General features: G+C 76.1%; 15 protein-coding genes. 12 read left to right on the top strand and 3 right to left on the bottom strand.

Features of this window, described 5'->3' with window-relative positions; genetic code table 11:
• The first annotated feature begins 2 nt into the window (after nt 1–2).
• The 3 genes from hisI to ACFY23_RS08410 are packed head-to-tail and all read left to right on the top strand — an operon-like array spanning nt 3 to nt 2,652.
• On the top strand, nt 3–440 hold the full coding sequence (hisI, locus tag ACFY23_RS08400; protein WP_350681604.1) for a phosphoribosyl-AMP cyclohydrolase: 438 nt from the start codon (nt 3–5) through the stop codon (nt 438–440).
• Nucleotides 437–2,026, top strand: a complete 1,590-nt coding sequence (locus tag ACFY23_RS08405) for an anthranilate synthase component I (protein ID WP_350681564.1) — start codon at nt 437–439, stop codon at nt 2,024–2,026. Before hisI ends, ACFY23_RS08405 begins: the two co-directional genes overlap by 4 nt.
• Nucleotides 2,023–2,652 carry a Trp biosynthesis-associated membrane protein gene (locus ACFY23_RS08410; protein WP_350681562.1) on the top strand — a complete coding sequence of 210 codons (630 nt, stop codon included), beginning with the start codon at nt 2,023–2,025 and terminating at the stop codon, nt 2,650–2,652. Before ACFY23_RS08405 ends, ACFY23_RS08410 begins: the two co-directional genes overlap by 4 nt.
• Here ACFY23_RS08410 and ACFY23_RS08415 read toward each other — a convergent pair.
• Nucleotides 2,645–2,902, bottom strand: a complete 258-nt coding sequence (locus ACFY23_RS08415) for a hypothetical protein (RefSeq protein WP_350681560.1) — start codon at nt 2,900–2,902, stop codon at nt 2,645–2,647. The genes ACFY23_RS08410 and ACFY23_RS08415 overlap by 8 nt on opposite strands.
• 490 nt (nt 2,903–3,392) lie before the next feature.
• On the opposite strand from ACFY23_RS08415, the gene trpC reads away from it, so the two are divergent.
• The 3 genes from trpC (at nt 3,393) to trpA (ending at nt 6,303) form a co-directional block, all read left to right on the top strand.
• Nucleotides 3,393–4,196 (top strand): indole-3-glycerol phosphate synthase TrpC, encoded by an 804-nt coding sequence (trpC, locus tag ACFY23_RS08420; protein ID WP_350681602.1) that lies wholly within the window; start codon nt 3,393–3,395, stop codon nt 4,194–4,196.
• A gap of 63 nt (nt 4,197–4,259) precedes the next feature.
• A complete protein-coding gene (gene trpB, locus ACFY23_RS08425; protein ID WP_350681559.1) occupies nt 4,260–5,495 on the top strand; it encodes a tryptophan synthase subunit beta in 1,236 nt (411 codons plus the stop codon).
• Between the two features lie 4 nt (nt 5,496–5,499).
• A complete protein-coding gene (gene trpA, locus ACFY23_RS08430; protein WP_350681557.1) occupies nt 5,500–6,303 on the top strand; it encodes a tryptophan synthase subunit alpha in 804 nt (267 codons plus the stop codon).
• A gap of 156 nt (nt 6,304–6,459) precedes the next feature.
• On the opposite strand, the gene ACFY23_RS08435 is transcribed toward trpA, so the two are convergent.
• Nucleotides 6,460–7,143 carry an NUDIX domain-containing protein gene (locus ACFY23_RS08435; RefSeq protein WP_350681555.1) on the bottom strand — a complete coding sequence of 228 codons (684 nt, stop codon included), beginning with the start codon at nt 7,141–7,143 and terminating at the stop codon, nt 6,460–6,462.
• A 101-nt stretch (nt 7,144–7,244) separates the two neighbouring features.
• On the opposite strand from ACFY23_RS08435, the gene lgt reads away from it, so the two are divergent.
• Together lgt and ACFY23_RS08445 are read left to right on the top strand one after the other, a co-directional pair.
• Nucleotides 7,245–8,402, top strand: coding sequence for a prolipoprotein diacylglyceryl transferase (gene lgt, locus ACFY23_RS08440; RefSeq protein WP_350681553.1), 1,158 nt, complete (start codon nt 7,245–7,247; stop codon nt 8,400–8,402).
• A gap of 14 nt (nt 8,403–8,416) precedes the next feature.
• Entirely contained in the window at nt 8,417–9,604 is a 1,188-nt protein-coding gene (locus tag ACFY23_RS08445; RefSeq protein ID WP_350681551.1) for an NAD(P)/FAD-dependent oxidoreductase, read from the top strand.
• 62 nt (nt 9,605–9,666) lie between these two features.
• Here ACFY23_RS08445 and ACFY23_RS08450 read toward each other — a convergent pair whose 3' ends face one another.
• Nucleotides 9,667–10,503, bottom strand: a complete 837-nt coding sequence (locus ACFY23_RS08450) for a GNAT family N-acetyltransferase (RefSeq protein WP_350681600.1) — start codon at nt 10,501–10,503, stop codon at nt 9,667–9,669.
• A 155-nt stretch (nt 10,504–10,658) separates the two neighbouring features.
• Between ACFY23_RS08450 and gltB the strand changes: the two genes are divergently transcribed.
• From gltB to ACFY23_RS08470, 4 genes are all read left to right on the top strand, one after another.
• A complete protein-coding gene (gene gltB, locus ACFY23_RS08455; RefSeq protein ID WP_350681549.1) occupies nt 10,659–15,353 on the top strand; it encodes a glutamate synthase large subunit in 4,695 nt (1,564 codons plus the stop codon).
• Nucleotides 15,346–16,854 carry a glutamate synthase subunit beta gene (locus ACFY23_RS08460; protein WP_350819038.1) on the top strand — a complete coding sequence of 503 codons (1,509 nt, stop codon included), beginning with the start codon at nt 15,346–15,348 and terminating at the stop codon, nt 16,852–16,854. The genes gltB and ACFY23_RS08460 overlap by 8 nt, the downstream gene beginning before the upstream one ends.
• A gap of 174 nt (nt 16,855–17,028) precedes the next feature.
• Entirely contained in the window at nt 17,029–18,564 is a 1,536-nt protein-coding gene (locus tag ACFY23_RS08465) for an MFS transporter (RefSeq protein ID WP_350682437.1), read from the top strand.
• Nucleotides 18,565–18,692: 128 nt separating this feature from the next.
• A complete protein-coding gene (locus ACFY23_RS08470; protein WP_350682439.1) occupies nt 18,693–21,287 on the top strand; it encodes an FtsK/SpoIIIE domain-containing protein in 2,595 nt (864 codons plus the stop codon).
• Nucleotides 21,288–21,291: the final 4 nt, after the last annotated feature.

Here is a 21,291-nt window from a genome sequence, read left to right on the forward strand (position 1 = left end):
CTGTGCCCGTACCTGACGCGCCGGTGACCGGCGCCCACCCCAGCCCGCAGGAGCCCGCGGCCGGCGGCCCGGCCCGTGCGTCCCGGCTCGACCCGGCCATCGCCGCCCGGCTGCGCCGCACCCCCGACGGCCTGGTGGCCGCGGTGGTCCGCCAGCACGACTCCGGCGAGGTGCTGATGGTCGCCTGGATGGACGACGAGGCGCTGCACCGCACCCTGACCACCGGGCGGGCCACCTACTGGTCGCGCAGCCGCCAGGAGTACTGGGTCAAGGGCGCCACCTCCGGGCATCACCAGTACGTCCGCTCGGTCGCCCTGGACTGCGACGGCGACGCGCTGCTGGTCGACGTCGAGCAGGTCGGCGCGGCCTGCCACACGGGGCACCGCACCTGCTTCTTCACCGAGCTGCCGGTCAGCGGCGAAGAGGCGGGGGCCCGGTGACCGGGCAGCGTGCGACGCCCGGCGGCGGGTCCCGGACCGACGGCGCGGTCAGCCCGGACGTGGCGACCTTCACCGAGCTGGCCGCCCGCTGGCGCGTCGTCCCGGTCACCCGGCGGCTGCTCGCCGACGCGGAGACGCCGGTCGGCGTCTACCGCAAGCTGGCCGGCGGCCCGGGAACCTTCCTGCTGGAGTCCGCCGAGCAGGGCGTCGGATCGGCCGGGATGGCCTGGTCGCGGTACTCGTTCATCGGCGTGCGCAGCAGCGCCACGCTGACCGAGCGGGACGGGGTCGCCGTGTGGACGGGGCAGCCCCCGGCCGGCCTGCCCACCTCCGGCGACCCGGTCCGGGTGCTGCGCGAGACCGTCGACGCGCTCGCCGGCCCGGCCTGGGACGCGGCCAGCGGCATGCCCCCGCTGACCGGGGGCATGGTCGGCTACCTCGGCTACGAGCTGATCCGCCGGTTCGAGCGGCTGCCCGAGCTGACCGAGGACGACCTGGGCCTGCCCGAGCTGGGCATGATGCTCGCCGCCGACCTGGTGGTGCTGGACCACTACGACGGCTCGGCGATCCTGGTCGCCAACGCGATCCTGCCGCCGCTGGACGAGCCGGACCGCGCGGCCCGGGTGGCGGCCGCGTACCACCACGCGGTCGGCCGGCTCGACGCGATGACCACCGCCCTGTCCCGGCCCATCCCGCCGATGGTGTCCACCGTCGACCGGCCGCCCGCCGGGGAGGTGCGCAGCCGCACGCCCGAGGGCGGCTACCCGAAGGCGGTGGAGGCGGCGAAGGAGGCGATCCGGGCCGGCGAGTGCTTCCAGATCGTGCTGGCCCAGCGGTTCGAGCGGCAGACCCACGCCGACCCGTTGGACGTCTACCGGGTGCTGCGCACGACCAATCCCAGCCCGTACATGTACCTGCTGCGCTTCGACGGCTTCGACATCGTCGGCTCCTCCCCGGAGGCGCACCTGAAGGTGACCACCGACGCGGAGGGGCAGCGGCGGGCGCTGCTGCACCCGATCGCCGGCACCCGGCCGCGCGGCGCCACCCCGGAGGCCGACGCCCGGCTCGCCGCGGAGCTGCTCACCGACCCCAAGGAGCGGGCCGAGCACGTGATGCTGGTCGACCTGGGCCGCAACGACCTGGGCCGGGTGTGCCGCCCGGGCACGGTGGAGGTGCCGGAGTTCGCCACCATCGAGCGCTACAGCCACGTCATGCACATCGTCTCGACGGTGGTGGGCACGCTGCGGGAGGACCGGACGGCCTTCGACGCCCTCGCCGCGACCTTCCCGGCCGGCACGCTCTCCGGCGCGCCGAAGGTGCGGGCGATGGAGATCATCGAGGAGCTGGAGCCCGTCCGCCGCGGCCTCTACGGCGGCACCGTCGGCTACTTCGGCTTCGGCGGGGACCTGGACATGGCGATCGCCATCCGCACCGCGCTGATGCGCGACGGCCGGGCGTACGTGCAGGCCGGGGCGGGGGTGGTGGCCGACTCGGACCCGGCCGCGGAGGACCAGGAGACCCGGAACAAGGCCGCGGCCGTGCTCGCCGCGATCGCCGCCGCCGAGACCCTCCGGCCCGCCCGATGACGGCCGCGCAGCCGCACGGCCACGAGCCGGGGACGGCCGCGGCGGCCGAGACCGGGGAGCGCGCGGGGGCCGTCGCGGGCCGGCGCGAGCTGACGTACGCGGTGCTGCTCTGCGTGGCCGGCGCGGGCCTGGCGTTCTGGGCGTCGACCCGCACCTGGGCGGTCGAACTGACCGCCCGGCCCACCCCGCTGCCGCCGGTACGCGACGCGCGCACCGGCGCGGGCCTGCTGCCGTGGCTGCCGGCGCTGGCCCTGGTGGGGCTGGCCGGGGGCGGCGCGGTGCTCGCCACCCGGGGCCGGCCGCGGCGGCTGCTGGGCGCGCTGCTGTGCGGGCTCGGCGGGGCGGTGGCAGCGGGCGGCGGCTACGGCCTGGTCGCCGGGTTCGACGGCGAGGTCAGCCGGCACTGGCCGGCGCTCTGCCTCGTCGGCGGGGTGCTCGCCGCGGCGGGCGGGCTGCTGACGGCGCTGCGGGGCCGGCGGTGGCCGGCGATGGGCGCCCGCTACGAGCGGCGGGCCTCCGGCGGCGGCGCGCCGGCCGTCCGGGACGAGAACGGCCGGGTCACCGGCCGGCGCGCGACGGAGGCGTGGGACGCGCTGGACCGCGGCGAGGACCCGACGGTCAGCTGATGGGCTGACGGTCGCGGGCGGCGGCCCTGGCGGCCGTCAGCTCCGCCACCAGGCGGTCCAGTTCGGCCCGCTGGTCGGCGCGGGCCCGGTCGGCGCAGACGGCCTCCCAGGCGTTGCCGCGCGCGGTCCGCATCCGGGCCTCGCCGACCACCGCGCGCTCCAGGGTGTGGACCACGCCGACGGCGAGCGACGCGACGGTACGCGAGATGGTCGTCAGTCCGATGGTCTGGTTGGGCGAGACGGTGCTCATGATCACCCCGCACGGAGATCGTTGGTGACGGTGGGGCAGGCGCGACATCGAGTCTGCCCGAGAAAGATGCTGGCTGGCTCACGTTTCGCCGTGGTGACCGACACGTCAACTCTGCGTCCGGCCCGCCACCTGGGAAAGGGCCGTTCGCCCTTGAGGTAGGTCACAGGGACGCCGGCGTCCCGCCGTGGCCGTGCCGGGCGGCCAGGTGCCGGAGTGGATAGGATCGGGTCGATGTCTCGCACGGTGGGGGTGACGAGATGGGGTGGCGGCCGTCGATGGGGGCGGCGGTCGCCCTGCGTGACGTCCCGTTCACCGGAAGTCGGCCATTATGCCGCAGCCCATCTCGTGAGGCACGCCATACCCCCGGCACCTGTCGCCAGGTGGCGCCCCCTAGCATCGGCCCATGACACCCGGAGAGGGGAGTCCGTTGGTGACTGCTGAGCATGCGCACGCGGAGGGGGACGAGGCCGGTCCGGCGGCGTCCCTAGGCGTGCTCGACGAGATCCTGGCCGGCGTGCGTGAGGACGTCGCGCGGCGGCAGGAGCAGGTTCCGCTGGAGCGGATCCGCGAACTGGCCGCCGCCGCGCCGCCGCCGCTGGACGCGTACGCGGCCCTGCGCAAGCCGGGCGTCGCGGTGATCGCCGAGGTGAAGCGCTCGTCGCCGTCCAAGGGGCGGCTGGCGGAGATCGCCGACCCGGCCGACCTGGCCGGTGACTACGCCGCCGGCGGCGCGCGGGCGATCAGCGTGCTCACCGAGGGGCGCTGGTTCGGTGGCTCGCTCGACGACCTGGCCGCCGTCCGCGCCGCCGTCAACATCCCGGTGCTGCGTAAGGACTTCGTGGTCTCCAGCTACCAGGTGCACGAGGCCCGGGCGCACGGCGCCGACCTGGTGCTGCTGATCGTCGCCGCCCTGGAGCAGAACGCCCTCGTCGGCCTGCTGGAGCGGATCGAGTCGCTGGGCATGACCGCGCTGGTCGAGGTGCACGACGAGGAGGAGGCCGACCGGGCCCTGGAGGCCGGCGCCCAGGTGATCGGGGTCAACGCCCGCAACCTGCGTACCCTTGAGGTCGACCGCTCGGTGTTCGAGCGGATCGCGCCCGGCCTGCCCAGCAGCGTCGTCAAGATCGCCGAGTCGGGGGTGCGCGGTCCGCACGACCTCATCCGGTACGCCTCTGCGGGCGCCGACGCGGTCCTGGTCGGCGAGGGCCTGGTCACCCAGAAGAGCCCCCGCGAGGCGGTGGCCGAGTTGGTCAACGCCGGCAACCACCCGGCCACGCCCCGCCCGGTGCGCTGATCCCGCGCCGGTTCGTCAGCACCGAGAGGACGATCCCATGAGCGAGCGAAGCGGAGTGCCGGCATGAGCGCCGACGCGCTGGCCCCGGCCGGTCCGCAGCCCGACTCCGCCGGTCACTTCGGCCGGTTCGGCGGCCGGTTCGTACCGGAGGCGCTGGTCGCGGCGCTCGACGAGCTGGACGCCGCGCACCGCACGGCGATGGCCGACGAGTCGTTCCGGGCGGAGTTCGCCGCCCTGCTGCGCGACTACGCCGGCACGCCCTCGCTGCTCTACGAGGCCCGACGGTTCTCCGCCAAGGTCGGCGCGCGCGTGCTGCTCAAGCGGGAGGACCTCAACCACACCGGGGCGCACAAGGTGCGCAACGTGCTCGGCCAAGCGCTGCTGACGAAGCGGATGGGCAAGACCCGGGTGATCGCGGAGACCGGCGCCGGACAGCACGGCGTGGCCACCGCCACCGCCGCCGCCCTGTTCGACCTCGACTGCGTGGTCTACATGGGCGAGGTCGACACCGAGCGGCAGGCGCTCAACGTGGCGCGGATGCGCATGCTCGGCGCCACCGTCGTCCCGGTCACCAACGGCTCGCGCACCCTCAAGGACGCGATGAACGAGGCGATGCGGGACTGGGTCGCCAACGTCGACGACACCCACTACCTGATCGGCACCGCCGCCGGGCCGCACCCGTTCCCGGCGATGGTCCGCGATTTCGTCCGGGGCATCGGCGACGAGGCGCGCCAGCAGTGCCTCGACCTGACCGGCGCCCTGCCGGACGCGGTCACCGCCTGCGTCGGCGGCGGCTCCAACGCGCTGGGCATCTTCCACGCCTTCGTCGGCGACCCCGACGTGCGGCTGTACGGCTTCGAGGCCGGCGGCGACGGGGTGGAGACCGGGCGGCACGCGGCCAGCATCACCGGCGGCTCCGCCGGCGTGCTGCACGGCACCCGCACGTACGTCCTCCAGGACGCCGACGGCCAGACGTGCGAGTCCCACTCGATCTCCGCCGGGCTGGACTACCCGGGCGTCGGGCCGGAGCACGCCTGGCTGCACGACACCGGCCGGGCCAGCTACGTGCCCGTCACCGACGACGAGGCGATGGCCGCGTTCGAGCTGCTCTGCCGGACGGAGGGGATCATCCCGGCGATCGAGAGCGCGCACGCGCTCGCCGGCACCCTCAAGATCGCTCCGAAGCTCGCCGCCGACCTGGGCCGGGAGCCCACCGTCGTGGTCAACCTCTCCGGCCGGGGCGACAAGGACGTCCACACCGCCGGCAACTACTTCGGCATCCTCGACAAGGAGCAGTGAGAACGTGAGCCGGATCGGGGTGGCGTTCGACAAGGCGCGCGCCGACGGGCGGGCAGTGCTGGTCGGCTGCATGCCGGCCGGGTTCCCGACCGTCGAGGGCAGCATCGCCGCGATGACCGCGATGGTCGAGGCCGGCGTCGACGTGATCGAGGTGGAGATCCCGTACTCCGACCCGGTGATGGACGGCCCGGTGATCCAGAAGGCCAGCGACATCGCCCTCGCCGGCGGCGTACGCACCGCCGACACGCTGCGCATCGTCGAGGCGGTCGCGGCCACCGGGGCGCCCGTGGTCACCATGACCTACTGGAACCCGGTCGAGCGCTACGGCGTGGACGCCTTCGCCCGGGACCTCGCCTCCGCCGGGGGCACCGGCCTGATCACTCCGGACCTGATCCCCGAGGAGGCCGGCGAGTGGCTCGCCGCCTCGGACGCGTACGGGCTGGACCGCACCTTCCTGGTGTCGCCGTCCTCCACCGACGCGCGGCTGGCGATGACCACGGCGCACTGCCGGGGCTTCGTCTACGCCACCGCGATCATGGGCGTCACCGGCGCCCGGGCGCAGACCTCCGACGCGGCGCCGGTCCTGGTCTCCCGGGTGCGGGAGGTCACCGACCTGCCGGTCGGCGTCGGGCTGGGCGTCGGCACGGGCGCGCAGGCCGCCACGGTCGCCGGGTACGCCGACGGCGTCATCGTCGGCAGCGCCCTGATCCGCTGCCTGCTCGACGCCCCGGACGAGGCGTCCGGGCTGGCCGCCCTGCGCGCGCTCAGCGCCGAACTCGCCGAGGGCGTCCGCACCCCCACCCCCTGACCACCCCCCTCGCTCCCTCCCTCGCCCGGCCCCACGCCGCCCGCGATCTTGCACTTGGCACCCACGTAACGCGCGGAATTCCCCTTCGTCGGGGCGGAAAGTGCAAGATCCGCGAGGGTGGGGCGGAGCGCGGAGGGCCGGGTGGGGCGCGGGGGATCAGTGGCGGGTTGCCGTGGGTGGATTCGTGCGCTGGCCCGGCGGGTGTCCGGGCGTGGCGGCGATCGCGCCCGGCACGGTGTCCCCCTCGGCCGCGGCGTCCGGCGCGAGGCCGTCCGGCGCAGGGGCGGGCGGCACGGGATCGGGCGGCGCGGGACCGGGCGGCGCCGGGGCGGGAGTCACGGCGGTGGCCGGCGTGGCGGTGCGCAGGACGCCGGAGCGGCCTGCCAGCGCGTCGGCGAGCGCGGCCCGGGTGGTCGGGGTGAGCGCCTCCGGCAGCGCCGTGGGATCGTGCCAGGACGCCCGGCAGCCGCCCATCGCGTCGCCGGTCGGCCTCGGCCCGCGTACGCGCGCCCGGAAGACGTGCACCAGGACGTCGGGCAGCGGCCCGGCGCGGCCCGCCGACGACGTGGCCCGACCCGACTCCGACGCCGGGGCGGGACTGGTCGGCGCCGGGGCGCACGCGCCGGCGAGGTGGTAGAGGCCGACCAGGTCCACGACCTCGACCTCCCAGCCGGTCTCGGCCCGGATGTCGCGCACCGCGGCGTGTGCCGGGCTCTCCGCCGGGCGCAGCCGGCCGCCCGGGAGCCCGTAGCGTCGCTCGCCCCGGCCCTGGCGGCAGAGCAGCACCCGGCCGGCGTCGTCGGTGACGACCGCCGCGACCGCCCAGGTGAGCGCGCCCATGGACAAAGAGCCTACGGGGGCGCAAACCAGAAGTCACCGGGATCGGGCGACGGTGGACCGGGGTGCCGCCGCAGGGGCGCACGGCGGTAGCGTGTGCATCCGTGACTCTCGCCTCGCTGTCCCCCCAGGCGGCCCTGCCCAGCCCCAGCACCGCCGTGTGGCAGTTCGGACCGCTGCCGCTCCGGGCATACGCGCTGTGCATCATCGCCGGCATCGTGGTGGCCTGCTGGGTCACCGAACGGCGGCTGCGCCAGCGCGGCGTCGCCCCCGGCGCGGTCCTCGACATCGCGGTCTGGGCGGTGCCGGCCGGCATCATCGGCGCCCGGATCTACCACGTGATCACCTCGCCGGAGAAGTACTTCGGCACCGGCGGGGACTGGATCAAGGTGTTCTACATCCACGAGGGCGGTCTCGGCATCTGGGGCGCGGTGGCCGGCGGCGCGGTCGGCGCCTGGATCGCCGCCCGGCAGCTCGGCATCCCGTTCGCGGTGGTCGCCGACGCGCTGGCCCCCGGCCTGCCGCTGGCCCAGGCGATCGGCCGGCTCGGCAACTGGTTCAACAACGAGCTGTACGGCGGCCGGACCACCCTGCCGTGGGGCCTGGAGATCCACCGGATGGACCCGGACAACCCGGGCCACGCGCTGCGCGACGACGCCGGCCAGCCGATCCTCGAACCGGGGCTCTACCACCCGACGTTCGCCTACGAGCTGCTGTGGAACCTCGGCGTCGCCGCGCTGGTCTTCCTTCTCGACCGCAAGCTGCGCCTCGGCCGGGGGCGGGCGTTCGCCCTCTACGTGATGGGCTACACCGCCGGGCGGTTCTGGATCGAGCTGATGCGCACCGACGAGGCGAACACCATCCTCGGCGTACGCCTGAACGTCTGGACCGCCGGCCTGGTCTTCCTCGGCGCCCTGGTCTACTTCCTGCGGGTGCGCGGGCCCCGGGAGTACCTCGTCCCGGTCGGCGCCGGCGCGACGCCGCCCGCGCCCGCCGACTCGGACGTCTCGCAGGTCGACCTCTCCGCCGCCGAGGCGGGGGTGAAGCCGGCCGCGCCGGAGGGCTACCGGGTGGTCGGCGAGGAGCAGTACCGGCGCTGGCGGGAGACCGGCGAGTTGCCCGCCGAGCCGGCTGAGGAGACGGCGGCCGGCAAGGACGCCGCGAGCGCCGACGACGGCGCCGGCGGGCCGGACGGCGCCGAGGAGGGCGCGGAGGACCGGGCGGGGGCCGCCGGCTCCCGGCCCGCCGACCGCGACAGCTGAGGGGGGAGCACCACATGCGTAGCGCGGTGGTGGTGGGCGCCGGCATCGGCGGCCTCGCGGTCGCCGGCGCGCTGGCCCGCTCCGGGTGGCGGGTCACCCTGCTGGAGCGCGCCGACCGGGTCCGCCCCGACCCGACCGCCGTGGCGCTCTGGCCCAACGGCGTACGCGCGCTGCGCGCCCTCGGCCTCGGCGCCGGCCTGGAGGCGATCGCCACGCCGCTGCCCGACGGCGGGGTGCGCCGCCCGGACGGGCACTGGCTGGTGCAGCCCCGGCCGACCCCCGCCGACCGGATGCCGGTGGTGGTGCACCGGGAGGACCTGCACGACGCGCTGATCGCCGGGCTGGGCGACGAGGTCGAGCTGCGCACCGGGGTGACGGTGCGGACGGTCCGCGCCGAGTCCGGTCAACGCCCGTCGGTCGGCGACGGCCGGCACACCGTCGAGGCGGACCTGGTGGTCGCCGCGGACGGCACCGACAGCGAGATCCGCCGGCAGCTCGCCCCGGAGTCCGGGGTGGTCAGCTCCGGCTGCGCCGCCTGGCGGGCGGTGATCCCCTGGTACCGCGCCCCGAAGCTGCCCGCCGACCGGCCCGTCGGCGGCGAGGTGCTCGGCGCCGGCTACCGGTTCGTCTCCGCCTCGCTGGGCGAGCGCGGATCCTCCGGCGCCTCCAGCCGGGGCGGCATCTACTGGGTGGCCACCGCCGCCGGGGCGCCGCGCCCGGAGCCGCCGGAGACCCAGCTGGCCCTGCTGCGCCGCTGGTACGCGGGCTGGCCCGCGCCGATCGCGGAGCTGCTCGACGCCACCGACCCGGCGGACCTGGTGCAGCAGGAGATCCGCGAGCTGCGGCCGCTGCCCATGTCGTTCGGCTTCCCGGTCGGCCCGGGCGGGGTGGTGCTGCTCGGCGACGCCGCGCACGCCATGCCGCCGCACCTCGGCCAGGGCGCCTGCCTCGCCTTCGAGGACGCGGCGACCCTCGCCTCGCTGCTGCGCGAGTCCCGGCTGCCCGACGCCGTGGTCGCGTACGACCGGGTGCGCCGTCCCCGCGCGGCGACGGTGGTGCGGCAGACCCGCCGGATGTCGGCGGTGCTGAAGGCCCGGGGCCCGCTGGCGCTGCGCGCCCGCGACGCGGCCCTCGGCACGATCACGCCCCGCCTGCTCTCCACGGCCGCCACCACGGCCGCCCAGTGGCGTCCCCCGACCTGATCCGCCCGTCCCACCCCGCGCGCCCCGCGACCTGCCCCCACCCCTGCCCGCCAGGGCGGGCGTCAGGGGGTGACGGGGGCGGGCTCGGCGATGCAGGCGGTGCCGACGCGGCGGAAGCCGACGCGGAGGTAGACCCGGGCGATGTCCTCGCTGCCGGCGGAGAGGAAGACCAGGTCGGTGCCGGCGGCCAGCAGTTCGCGGGCCAGCGCGGCCGTGACCGTCGCGCCCAGGCCGCGGCGGCGGGCGGCCGGCAGGGTGGCGATCCCGGCGATCTCGGCCACGTCGCCGACCCGCATCGCGATCCCGCTGGCCAGCGCGCCGTCGGCGGGCGTCCCGGCCAGCGCCGACAGCCGCCGACCGTCGGCGATCCGGGCCCGCTCCTCGTCCAGCGCCGCCTCGTCCAACCCGGCCACGGCGGCGTCCCGCTGCGCCGGGCCGGCCTCGCCGCGGTCGGTGCCGGGCGCGGAGAACCCGACGGCGGCGACCGCCCGCTGCGCGGCCACGTCCGCCGCGAAGCCCGGTCCCGCCGGGTCGAGCAGCCGCACCGGTACGTCCGTGAGGGTGGCCGGGTCGGGCAGGGCGGCCGGATCGAGCACCATCAGCGGCGCCTCCAGCACGGACAGGCCCGCCGAGCGGGCCACCGCGAGCAGGTCCGGGGTCGTCTCGTGCACCCATTCGAGGGCCTCGGGCAGGCCGAGTTCGCGCTGCCGCTCGCGTACCGCCGCCACGTCGGCCAGTGACGGCGACTCGGCGGCGGCGAGCCGGGGCCGCGCGTAGAGCGGCCAGCCGGCCCCGTCCCGGACGAACAGCACGAGGGCGCCGTGCTCCTCCGTCCGCGCCCCGTCGCGGGGCACGGCGTCGTAGAAGCGTTCCAACCGGTCGAACAGGTCCTTAGGCAGGCGATCCACCGGGCGAGACTACCTGTCCCAGAGTCTGGAAGGTGTGATCAATCTGCACTGGCCTTGCGCGGTGGACCCTAACGTAGACTCAATAGACCCCTGAGGGCCGACGTCGTCCCGATCCAGATCCACCCTGAGTGACGACAGGAGGCCCGGTGGCCTTTCCGTACCCTCACCGCAGCCCCCAGCAGGCCCCGCACCTCGGCCCGGGAGCGCCCGCTGCCGGGCTCTACGACCCCGCCCAGGAGCACGACGCCTGCGGCGTGGCCTTCGTGGCGGACCTGCACGGACGGCGCTCGCACGCGGTCGTGGTCAACGGCCTCGACGCGCTCTGCCGGCTGGACCACCGGGGAGCCCGTGGCGCGGAACCGAACACCGGCGACGGCGCGGGGATCATGATCCAGGTGCCGGACGCGTTCCTGCGCGCGGTGGTCGACTTCCCGCTGCCGCCGGCCGGCGAGTACGCCACCGGCCTGGTGTTCCTCCCCGACGACGACGACGCCGAGGCCCGCGCCCGCCGCGTGGTGGAGAAGTACGCGCTGGTCGAGGGGGCGGACCTGCTCGGCTGGCGGGACGTGCCGGTCGACCCGAGCGGCCTCGGCGAGACCGCCCTCGCGGCGATGCCCCGGGTCCGGCAGCTGTTCCTCGCCGCGCACCGGCTCACCGACTCGCCCGCCGGGCCGGCCGGGTCGCCGCTGCGCGGCATCGAGCTGGAGCGGGTGGCGTTCTGCGTCCGCAAGCAGGCCGAGCGGGAGAGCGCCGAGCGGGGCGTGCCGGCGTACTTCCCGTCGCTGTCCGGGCGGACCATGGTCTGGAAGGGCATGCTCACCCCCGACCAGCTCCCGGCGTTCTACCCGGAGCTGACCGACGAGCGGGTGGACAGCGCGATCGCGCTGGTGCACTCCCGGTTCTCCACCAACACGTTCCCGTCCTGGCCGCTGGCGCACCCGTACCGGCTCATCGCGCACAACGGCGAGATCAACACCATCCGGGGCAACCGGAACTGGATGCAGGCCCGCGAGGCGCTGCTGCGCACCCCGGACATCCCGGGCAACATCCGCCGGGTCTTCCCGGTCTGCACCCCCGCCGCCTCCGACTCGGCGAACTTCGACGAGGTCCTCGAACTGCTGCACCTGGCCGGGCGGAGCCTGCCGCACGCGGTGCTGATGATGATCCCCGAGGCGTGGGAGAACGACCCGGACATGGCCCCCGACAAGCGGGCCTTCTACCGCTTCCACGCGAGCCTGATGGAGCCGTGGGACGGGCCGGCGTCGGTCGCCTTCACCGACGGCGAGATCGTCGGCGCCGTGCTCGACCGCAACGGGCTGCGCCCGGGCCGCTGGTGGCGGACGGACGACGGGCTCGTGGTGCTGGGCAGCGAGGCGGGGGTGCTCGACCTCGACCCCGCGCGGGTGGTCGCCAAGGGCCGCCTCCAGCCGGGGAAGATGTTCCTGGTCGACACCGTCGCCGGGCGGATCGTCCACGACGACGAGATCAAGGCGGAGCTGGCCGCGGCGCAGCCGTACGCCGAGTGGCTGCACGCCGGCCTGATCGAGCTGACCGACCTGCCCCCGCGCGAGCACATCGTCTACACCCACGACTCGGTACGCCGTCGGCAGCAGACCTTCGGCTACACCGAGGAGGAGCTGAAGATCCTGCTCGCGCCGATGGCGCGGACCGGCGTCGAGCCGCTCGGCTCGATGGGCACCGACACCCCGATCGCCCCGCTGTCCACCCGGCCGCGGCTGCTCTACGACTACTTCCACCAGCTCTTCGCGCAGGTCACCAACCCGCCGCTGGACGCCATCCGCGAGGAGTTGGTGACCAGCCTGGCGTCGACGATCGGGCCGGAGGGCAACCTGCTCGACCCGGGCCCGGCGAGCTGCCGGCAGATCGTGCTGCCGTACCCGGTGATCGACAACGACGAGCTGGCCAAGATCCTCTCCATCGACGAGGACGGCGACCTGCCGGGCTTCAAGGCCGTCCGGGTCTCCGGCCTCTACCGCGTCCGGGAGGGCGGCGCCGGGATCAAGGCCCGGCTGACCGAGATCTGCCGGCACGTCTCCGAGGCGATCGAGGACGGCGTCCGCATCCTGGTGCTGTCCGACCGGGACTCCAACGCCGACCTCGCCCCGATCCCGTCGCTGCTGCTCACCGCCGCGGTGCACCAGCACCTGGTCCGCGAGCAGACCCGCACCCAGGTGGCGCTGATCGTCGAGTCGGGCGACTGCCGCGAGGTCCACCACGCGGCCGTGCTGATCGGCTACGGCGCGGCGGCGGTCAACCCGTACCTGGCCTTCGAGTCGGTGGAGGACATGATCTCCACCGGCGCGCTCGTCGGCGTCGAGCCGGTCAGGGCGGTCCGCAACTACGTCAAGGGCCTCGGCAAGGGCGTCCTGAAGATCATGTCCAAGATGGGCATCTCGACGGTGTCGTCGTACTGCGGGGCGCAGGTCTTCGAGGCCGTCGGGCTGGACTCCCGGCTGGTCGAGCGCTACTTCCGCGGCACCCCGAGCAAGATCGGCGGGATCGGGCTCGACGGCATCCACGCCGAGGTCGCCGCCCGGCACGCCGTCGCCTGGCCGGCGCCGGGCGCCCAGTCCACCGACCGGCTGGAGGTGGGCGGCGAGTACCAGTGGCGCCGCGAGGGCGAGCTGCACCTGTTCAACCCGGAGACGGTCTTCCTGCTCCAGCACGCCACCCGCAGCCGCCAGTACGACGTCTTCCGCCGGTACACGGCGAAGGTCGACGAGCTGGCCGCGAAGGCCGGCTCGCTGCGCGGGCTGTTCACCCTGCGGACGGGCGTGCGGCCGGCGGTGCCGATCGAGGAGGTCGAGCCGGCCACCGAGATCGTCAAGCGGTTCGCCACCGGCGCCATGTCGTACGGGTCGATCTCGGCGGAGGCGCACGAGACCCTCGCCATCGCCATGAACCGCCTCGGCGGCAAGTCCAACACCGGCGAGGGCGGCGAGGACGTCGAGCGGCTGCACGACCCGGCCCGCCGCTCCGCCGTGAAGCAGATCGCCAGCGGCCGGTTCGGGGTGACCAGCGAATACCTGGTCAACGCCGACGACCTCCAGATCAAGATGGCCCAGGGCGCCAAGCCCGGCGAGGGCGGGCAGCTGCCCGGCAACAAGGTCTGGCCGTGGATCGCCCGCACCCGGCACGCCACGCCGGGCGTCGGCCTGATCTCCCCGCCGCCGCACCACGACATCTACTCCATCGAGGACCTCGCCCAGCTCGTCCACGACCTGAAGTGCGTCAACCCGTCCGCGCGGGTGCACGTCAAGCTCGTCAGCGAGGTCGGCGTCGGCACCGTGGCGGCGGGCGTGGCCAAGCTCAAGGCCGACGTCATCCTGATCTCCGGTCACGACGGCGGCACCGGCGCGTCCCCGCTGAACTCGCTCAAGCACGCCGGCACCCCGTGGGAGCTGGGGCTGGCCGAGGCACAGCAGACGCTGCTGCTCAACAAGCTGCGCGACCGGGTCACCGTGCAGGTCGACGGGCAGCTCAAGACCGGCCGGGACGTGCTGGTCGCGGCGCTGCTCGGCGCCGAGGAGTTCGGCTTCGCCACCGCCCCGCTGATCGTCGAGGGCTGCGTGATGATGCGGGTGTGCCACCTGGACACCTGCCCGGTCGGCATCGCCACCCAGAACCCGGTGCTGCGGGAACGCTTCACCGGCCGGCCGGAGTTCGTGGAGAACTTCTTCCTCTTCCTCGCCGAGGAGGTCCGCGGCTACCTGGCCGAGCTGGGCTTCCGCTCGATCGAGGAGGCCATCGGGCACGCCGAGCTGCTCGACGTCGCCCCGGCGATCGCGCACTGGAAGGCCGGCGGGCTCGACCTGACCCCCGTGCTGCACCTGCCGGAGCTGCCGGCCGGCGCCGCCCGCCGGGGCGTCCGCGCCCAGGACCACGGCCTGGAGCTGGCGCTGGACAACGAGCTGATCGCCCTCGCCGCGCCGGCGCTGCGCGACGGCACGCCCGTGCGGGTCGAGGTGGCGGTGCGCAACGAGCACCGCAGCGTCGGCGCGATGCTGGGCGGCGAGGTGACCCGCCGATTCGGCGGGGCCGGCCTGCCCGCCGACACGATCGAGTTCACGCTGCGCGGCACCGCCGGGCAGTCGTTCGGCGCGTTCCTGCCGCGCGGGGTCACCCTGCGGCTGCACGGCGACGCCAACGACTACGTGGGCAAGGGCCTCTCCGGCGGCCGGCTCATCGTGCGGCCGGACACCGCCGCCCCCTTCGTCGACGGCGACGCCGCGCCGGGGGAGCGGGCCGAGGACCAGATCATCGCCGGCAACACCATCCTCTACGGCGCCACCGCGGGCGAGCTGTTCCTGCGCGGGCGGGTGGGGGAGCGGTTCGCGGTGCGCAACTCCGGCGCGGTGGCCGTCGTCGAGGGCGTCGGCGACCACGGCTGCGAGTACATGACCGGCGGGACCGTGGTGGTGCTGGGACCGACCGGGCGCAACTTCGCCGCCGGCATGTCCGGCGGCACCGCGTTCGTGTACCGGCTGGACCGCCGCCGGGTCAACGCGGAACTGGTCGACCTGGCCCCGCTGTCCGAGGAGGAGCAGGCCGTGCTGCACGAGCTGGTGCAGCGGCACTTCGCCGAGACCGACTCGGCGGTCGCGGAGGAACTGCTCAAGCGCTGGCCGGAGGCGGTGGCGGAGTTCACCGCGGTGGTGCCCCGGGACTACCGCCGGGTGCTGGAGATCATGCGGGCCGCCGAAGCCGCCGGCCGCGACGTCGACGACGCGGTCATGAGCGCGCTCTCCGCGCCCGCCGCGAAGTCCGTGCCGACCACGCCCGCCCCGCGGGCGACGGTCCAGGAGGTGGCTCGTGCCTGACCCGAACGGTTTCCTGCGTTACGACCGGCGGCAGCCGGCGCGCCGCCCCGTGCCGGTGCGGATCAGCGACTGGCGGGAGGTCTACCCGCCGGCCGGCGAGGAGCTGATCCGCGAGCAGGCCACCCGCTGCATGGACTGCGGCATCCCGTTCTGCCACGACGGCTGCCCGCTGGGCAACCGCATCCCCGACTGGAACGACCTGGTCCGCACGGGCGGCTGGGACGCGGCGGTGGAGTCGCTGCACGCCACCAACAACTTCCCGGAGTTCACCGGCCGGCTCTGCCCGGCGCCCTGCGAGGCGGCCTGCGTGCTCGGCATCGGCGGCGGCCAGCCGGTCACCATCAAGCAGGTCGAGGTGGAGATCGCCGACGCGGCCGTCGCGCGGGGCGGCCTGCTGCCGCGTCCGGTGCCCGCGCCGACCGGCCGGTCGGTCGCCGTGATCGGCTCCGGTCCCGCCGGTCTCGCCGCCGCGCAGCAGCTCGCCCGCGCCGGTCACGCCGTCACGGTGTACGAGCGCGACGACGCGATCGGCGGCCTGCTCCGCTACGGCATCCCCGACTTCAAGCTGGAGAAGGTCCACATCGACCGGCGGTTGGCCCAGCTCGCCGCCGAGGGGGTGCGCTTCCGCACCGGGGTGAACGTCGGCGTCGACGTCACCGCCGAGCAGGTACGCGCCGAGCACGACGCGGTGCTGCTCGCCTGCGGCGCGTTGCAGGGCCGGGACACCCCGGAGACCCCGGGCCGGCACCTGCGCGGCGTGCACCAGGCGATGGACCATCTCGTCGCGGCCAACCGGGTGGTCGCCGCGGCGGGCGGCGGTCGGCCCGACACCGCCGTGCTGCCCGACGGCACGCCGATCGACGCGGCCGGGAAGCACGTGGTGATCATCGGTGGCGGCGACACGGCGGCGGACTGCCTCGGCGTGGCGCACCGGCAGGGCGCGGCCGGCGTACACCAGCTCGACCTCTACCCGCAGCCGCCGCAGGCCCGCGACGAGGCCCGGGACCCGTGGCCGACCTGGCCGTGGCTCCTGCGCAGCTACCCGGCGCACGAGGAGGGCGGCGAGCGGGTCTTCGCCGTCGCGGTGCAGGAGTTCGTCGACGACGGCACGGGCCAGGTGCGCGCGGTACGCATCGCCGAGGTCACCGTCGAGAAGCGGGACGGCCGGCGGATCGTCACCCCGGTGCCCGGCACCGAGCGGGAGCTCCCCGCCGACCTGGTGCTGCTGGCCATCGGCTTCGAGGGCACCGAGGAGCAGCCGCTGCTCGACCAGTTCGGGGTGCGCCGCAACGCGCGCGGCGCGGTCGACGCCCGGCCGGACTGGCAGACCGGCGCCGACGGCGTCTTCGTCGCCGGCGACATGCACCGGGGCGCCTCGCTGATCGTCTGGGCGATCGCCGAGGGCCGGGCCGCCGCCGCGGCCATCCACGCCCACCTGGGCGGAACCGGCACGCTGCCGGCCCCGGTGGACCCGGCCCGGCAGCCGCTCGCGGCCCGCTGACCACCCGTACGGCCCGACGCGGCCCCGGCCTGCACACGGCAGGCCGGGGCCACGTCGCGTGAGCCGCCTCACGAATAGCGGCAAATAGGTTTAATTGCCGCCAGACTTGGCGGCTGCCGCGCACCGCGCCGGGGTTCGGCACCGTCATGTCGCCGTCCCACGGGGGAATCAGTCGTGTTCGCCGCGCTGCGCCACCGGAACTACCGGATCTGGGCCGCCGCCGGGTTCGTGTCCGTCGTCGGGACCTGGATGCAGGTGCTGGGCGTGAACTGGTACGTCCTCGCCGAGACCGGGTCGGCGACGTCGATGGGCCTCACCGTCCTGCTCCAGGCCCTCCCCACGCTGCTGCTCAGCGTCTGGGGCGGGGCGCTCGCCGACCGGCTGCGCGCGAAGCCGCTGCTGATCGTCGCCCAGGCGCTGCACGCGGCCCTGGCGGCCGGGCTGGCGCTGGTCGCCGTCACCGGCGTGGGCGGCCTCCCGGCGATCTACGCCATCTCGCTGGTGACCGGCGCGGTCTCGGCCATCGAGGGCCCGGTGATGGGCCGCTGGTGCTCGACCCTGGTGGACCGGGAGAGCCTCGGCAACGCCCTGGCGCTCGGCTCACTGACCAACTCCGCCGGCCGCATCCTCGGCATGAGCGCCGGCGCCGTCCTGGTCGCCGCTGTCGGCCCCGCGCTGCTCTTCGGGGTCAACGCCGCCAGCTTCGTCGCGGTGGTGGCCGCCCTGTTCGCCGTACGCGAGCGGGAGCTGCACGCGGGGGAGCCGGCGCCGGCCGACGCGGAGCCGGCGGACCGCGGCATCGTCGCCGGCTTCCGTTACCTGCTGCGCCAGCCCGTGGTGCTCGTCGCGCTCGCCCTGTCGTTCGTGCTCGGCAGCCTCGGCCGCAACTACCAGGTGACCATGGCGGCCATGAGTGACGGGCCGTTGGGCGGCGGCGCCTCCGGCTACGGCTTCCTCTCCACGGTCTTCGCGATCGGCACGGTGCTCGGCGCCCTCGTCGCGGCCCGGCGGCGTGAGCTGGGCTACGGGATGCTGCTCGCCGCCGGCCTGCTGGCCAGCGTGTTGCAGATCGTCGCCGGCCTGGCCCCGGGCACCCTGGGCTTCGCGGCGGTGATCCTGCCCGTCGCCGCCGCGGCCGTGGTCATCGACACCACCGTCGGCGCCCGGGCCCAGCTCGACACCGACTACGCGATGCGGGGCCGGGTGCTGGCCGCGCTGGCGGTCACCGGCTCCGTCTCCGCCGCGGTCGGCGCGCCGCTGCTCGGCTGGCTCTCCGAGCACGCGGGCCCCCGGCAGACCCTCGTGCTGGCCGGGACGGTGACGGCGATCGCCACCGTGGCGGCGGGGGCCGCGCTCGACCGGCTGCGCGGGCGCCCACTGCGCCGCCGGGTCGCCCTGGCGCTGGCCGCGCCGGCGGTGCGGCGTCCGGTGCGCCGGGCCGCCTCGACGGCGGTCCGCGTCGTCCGACCGGCGTCGAGCGTCGTGCGGTCCGTCCGGCCCGTCCGGGCAGTCGGGGCCGTCGCTCGGCTGGTCCGGACGGCGGAAGGCGACGTCCCGGCCGTCCGCCCCGTGCCGCCCCGGCCGGCCACCGGTCGGGCCCGGACGGGCCGGGAGGCGCACGAATGCGCCGCCTGCGCGCCGCACCGTGCCCGCCGCCGCTCCCGCCTGACCGGCGCGGCACCCCCGGCCGGCTGCTCCCGCTCCGGCTGACCCCACCGCCCCGCCCGTCCACGGCGTGCGGAAGGGCCGACGCGCCCGCCTCGCCACTGTCCGGGGGTCGCCGGTGTCCGTTAGGGTCCTTGAGGACCAGGCGGGGCGACGGCGACGGGAGCAAGAGGGTGGGCAGGCTCGCGTCGGCGTACGGGCAGGCGGTCGCGGCGCACCGGGCGGCCCGGTCCCACCTCGACACCGCCCGTCGGGCGCTCGCCGGGCCCGCCCCGGCCGTCCGGGCCGGCGCGGGCGCGCTCGTCGCCCGGCTCGCGGAACTCGGCGGCGCGCTCGCCACCCCGACCCCCGGAGCCACCCCGGTCGCCGTCGCGCCCGTCCCGGTGCGCGTCGGCGAGGCGTCCACCCCCGACGGCGCCTTCCCCGTCCTCGTGCCGCTGGGCGGCGGCCACCACCTCGCGGTCGACGCGGACGCCCGCGACCCCCGGGTGGCCGGCCTGCTGCGGGCGCTCGTGCTGCGGCTGCTCGCCACGGCGCCGCCCGGCGGGGTCCGGGTCGCCGGGATCGACACCGTCGCCCTGGGCGCCACCTTCGGGCCGCTGCGCCCGCTCGTCGACGCCGGCGTGCTCGACCCGCCGGCCACCGGCGAGGCCGAGGTGGCGGCCCTGCTCGACGCCGCCGAACGGCACGCCCGCGCCGCCCGGCACGCCGGCCGCCCCGACCAGGAACTGCTGCTGGTCGTCGCCGCGTCGGCGCCGCCGCCCCGCGAGGCGGCCCGGCTCGCCGCGCTCACCCACGCCGGGCCGGCCGCCGCCGTCTGCGTCCTGGTCGCCGGCCAGCCGTCCGCCGCGTCCGCCGACCCGCCGCCGCAGCTCGGCGCCACCACCACGGTCCGGCTGACCGAGCGGTACGCCCACGTCGGCGACCCGCCCGGCGCCCCGTTCAGCGCCGACGGCACCGGCCTGGCGGCCCCCGTGCTGCTCGACGGCGACCCGCCGGCCGCGTCGGTGGCGGCCCTCGCCGCCCATCTCGGCGCCGCCGCCCGACGGGACGACGCGGTGGGTTTCGCCGAGCTGCTGCCCGAGCGGCGGTGGGCCGAGTCGGCGGGCAACGGGCTGCGCACGGTGGTCGGCCGCGCCGGCCGGGACCGGGTCACCGTCGCCTTCGACGACGCCACCCCGCACTGGCTCGTCGGCGGGCGCACCGGCGCTGGCAAGACGGTCTTCCTGCTCGACGTCCTCTACGGGCTCGCCGCCCGCTACTCGCCCGCCGAGCTGCAGCTCTACCTGCTCGACTTCAAGGAGGGGGTGAGCTTCACCGAGTTCGTCCCCACCCCCCGCGACCCGTCCTGGCTGCCGCACGCCCGGGCCGTCGGCATCGAGTCCGACCGGGAGTACGGCGTCGCCGTCCTGCGGGAGCTGCGCCGCGAGCTGTCGCGGCGCGCCGCCGCGCTCAAGCGGCACGGCGTCACCAAGCTCGCCGACCTGCCCCGCGACGCCCCGGTGCCCCGGATCGTGGCGGTCATCGACGAGTTCCACGTGCTGCTCGCCGGCAACGACGCGCTGGCCCGCGAGTCGGTCGACCTGCTGGAGGAGTTGGCCCGCAAGGGCCGCTCGTACGGCGTGCACCTGGTCCTGGCGAGCCAGAGCATGACCGGCGTCGAGGCGCTCTACGGGCGGGCCGAGGCGATCTTCGGTCAGTTCGCGCTCCGGGTGGCGCTGCCCGGCGGCGGCGGGGTGCTCGACCCGCTGAACGAGGCCGCCCACACCCTGCCCGTCGGTTCGGCCGTGCTCAACACCGCCGCCGGGGCGGTCGGCGCCGACATCGTCGTCCGGTTCCCCGACGCGCACGCCGCCGCGGCGGAGCTGGCCGCGCTGCGGCACGAGCTGTGGCAGGCGCGGCCGGCGGGCGCGCGCCCCCCGTCGGTGTTCCGGGGCTACGAGACCGCGCGCGTCGAGGACGACCCCACGTTCGCCGGGCTGCGCCCGGGCGGGCGACGCCCGCTCGCCCTGGTCGGGCGGACGGTCGACGTGGACGGCACCTCCGCGCTGTTCATGATGGACGCCACCCCCGGCCGGCACCTGGCCGTGGTGGGCACCTCGGCCACCGGCGCGGAGGTGCTGCGGGCGGCCACCCTGAGCCTCGCCCGCCAGCACGCCCCGGGCGACGCCCGGTTCCTCCTCGCCGCCCTGGTCGCCGCCGCCGAGCCCGCCGCCGACGACACCGCCGCCACGCTGGCCGCCGCCGGCCATGCCGTCGACCGCCTCGACGCCGCCGGCCTGCGCCGGCACGTCGCCACCCTCGCCGCCGGGCTTTCGGCCCCCACCACGCCGTCCGGCCCGGCCGCCCCGGCCCGGCCGGAGGGCAGTGCCGCGTCGGACGCCGCGCGCACCTACCTCGTCGCGTTCGGGATGGACGCCGCCAGCGCGGCGCTCGCCGCCACCGACCCCGAGACGTTCCGTTCCGGCCACGACGACCTGGGGGTGCTGCTGCGCCAGGGCCCCGCGCGGGGCGTGCACCTGCTCGGCTGGTGGCGCGGGCTGCGGCGGCTCGCCGACGACCTCGGCGGCGCGCACAACCGCGACGACGTCGCCTGCCTGGTGGCGCTGAACGTGCCCGGCACCGAGCTGGGGTTGCACCTCGGGGTGCACGACCTCGCGTACGCGCCCCGGCCCGACCGGGCGCTGCTGGTCGACCGGCACGACCAGCGCACCCGGCTCATCGTGCCGTTCGCCCGCGACGGGCACGGCCCGGACGGGGAGGACTGAGGCG

The sequence above is a fragment of the Micromonospora sp. NPDC000121 genome (assembly GCF_042899165.1).
GTDB lineage: Bacteria > Actinomycetota > Actinomycetes > Mycobacteriales > Micromonosporaceae > Micromonospora.

Excerpts from the sequence above, each read along its gene's own strand:
- ACFY23_RS08410 (WP_350681562.1), top strand. The coding sequence starts at position 2,023 with ATGACGGCCGCGCAGCCGCACGGCCACGAGCCGGGGACGGCCGCGGCG.
- ACFY23_RS08415 (WP_350681560.1), bottom strand. The coding sequence starts at position 2,902 with ATGAGCACCGTCTCGCCCAACCAGACCATCGGACTGACGACCATCTCG.
- trpB (WP_350681559.1), top strand. The coding sequence starts at position 4,260 with ATGAGCGCCGACGCGCTGGCCCCGGCCGGTCCGCAGCCCGACTCCGCC.
- ACFY23_RS08435 (WP_350681555.1), bottom strand. The coding sequence starts at position 7,143 with ATGGGCGCGCTCACCTGGGCGGTCGCGGCGGTCGTCACCGACGACGCC.
- ACFY23_RS08445 (WP_350681551.1), top strand. The coding sequence starts at position 8,417 with ATGCGTAGCGCGGTGGTGGTGGGCGCCGGCATCGGCGGCCTCGCGGTC.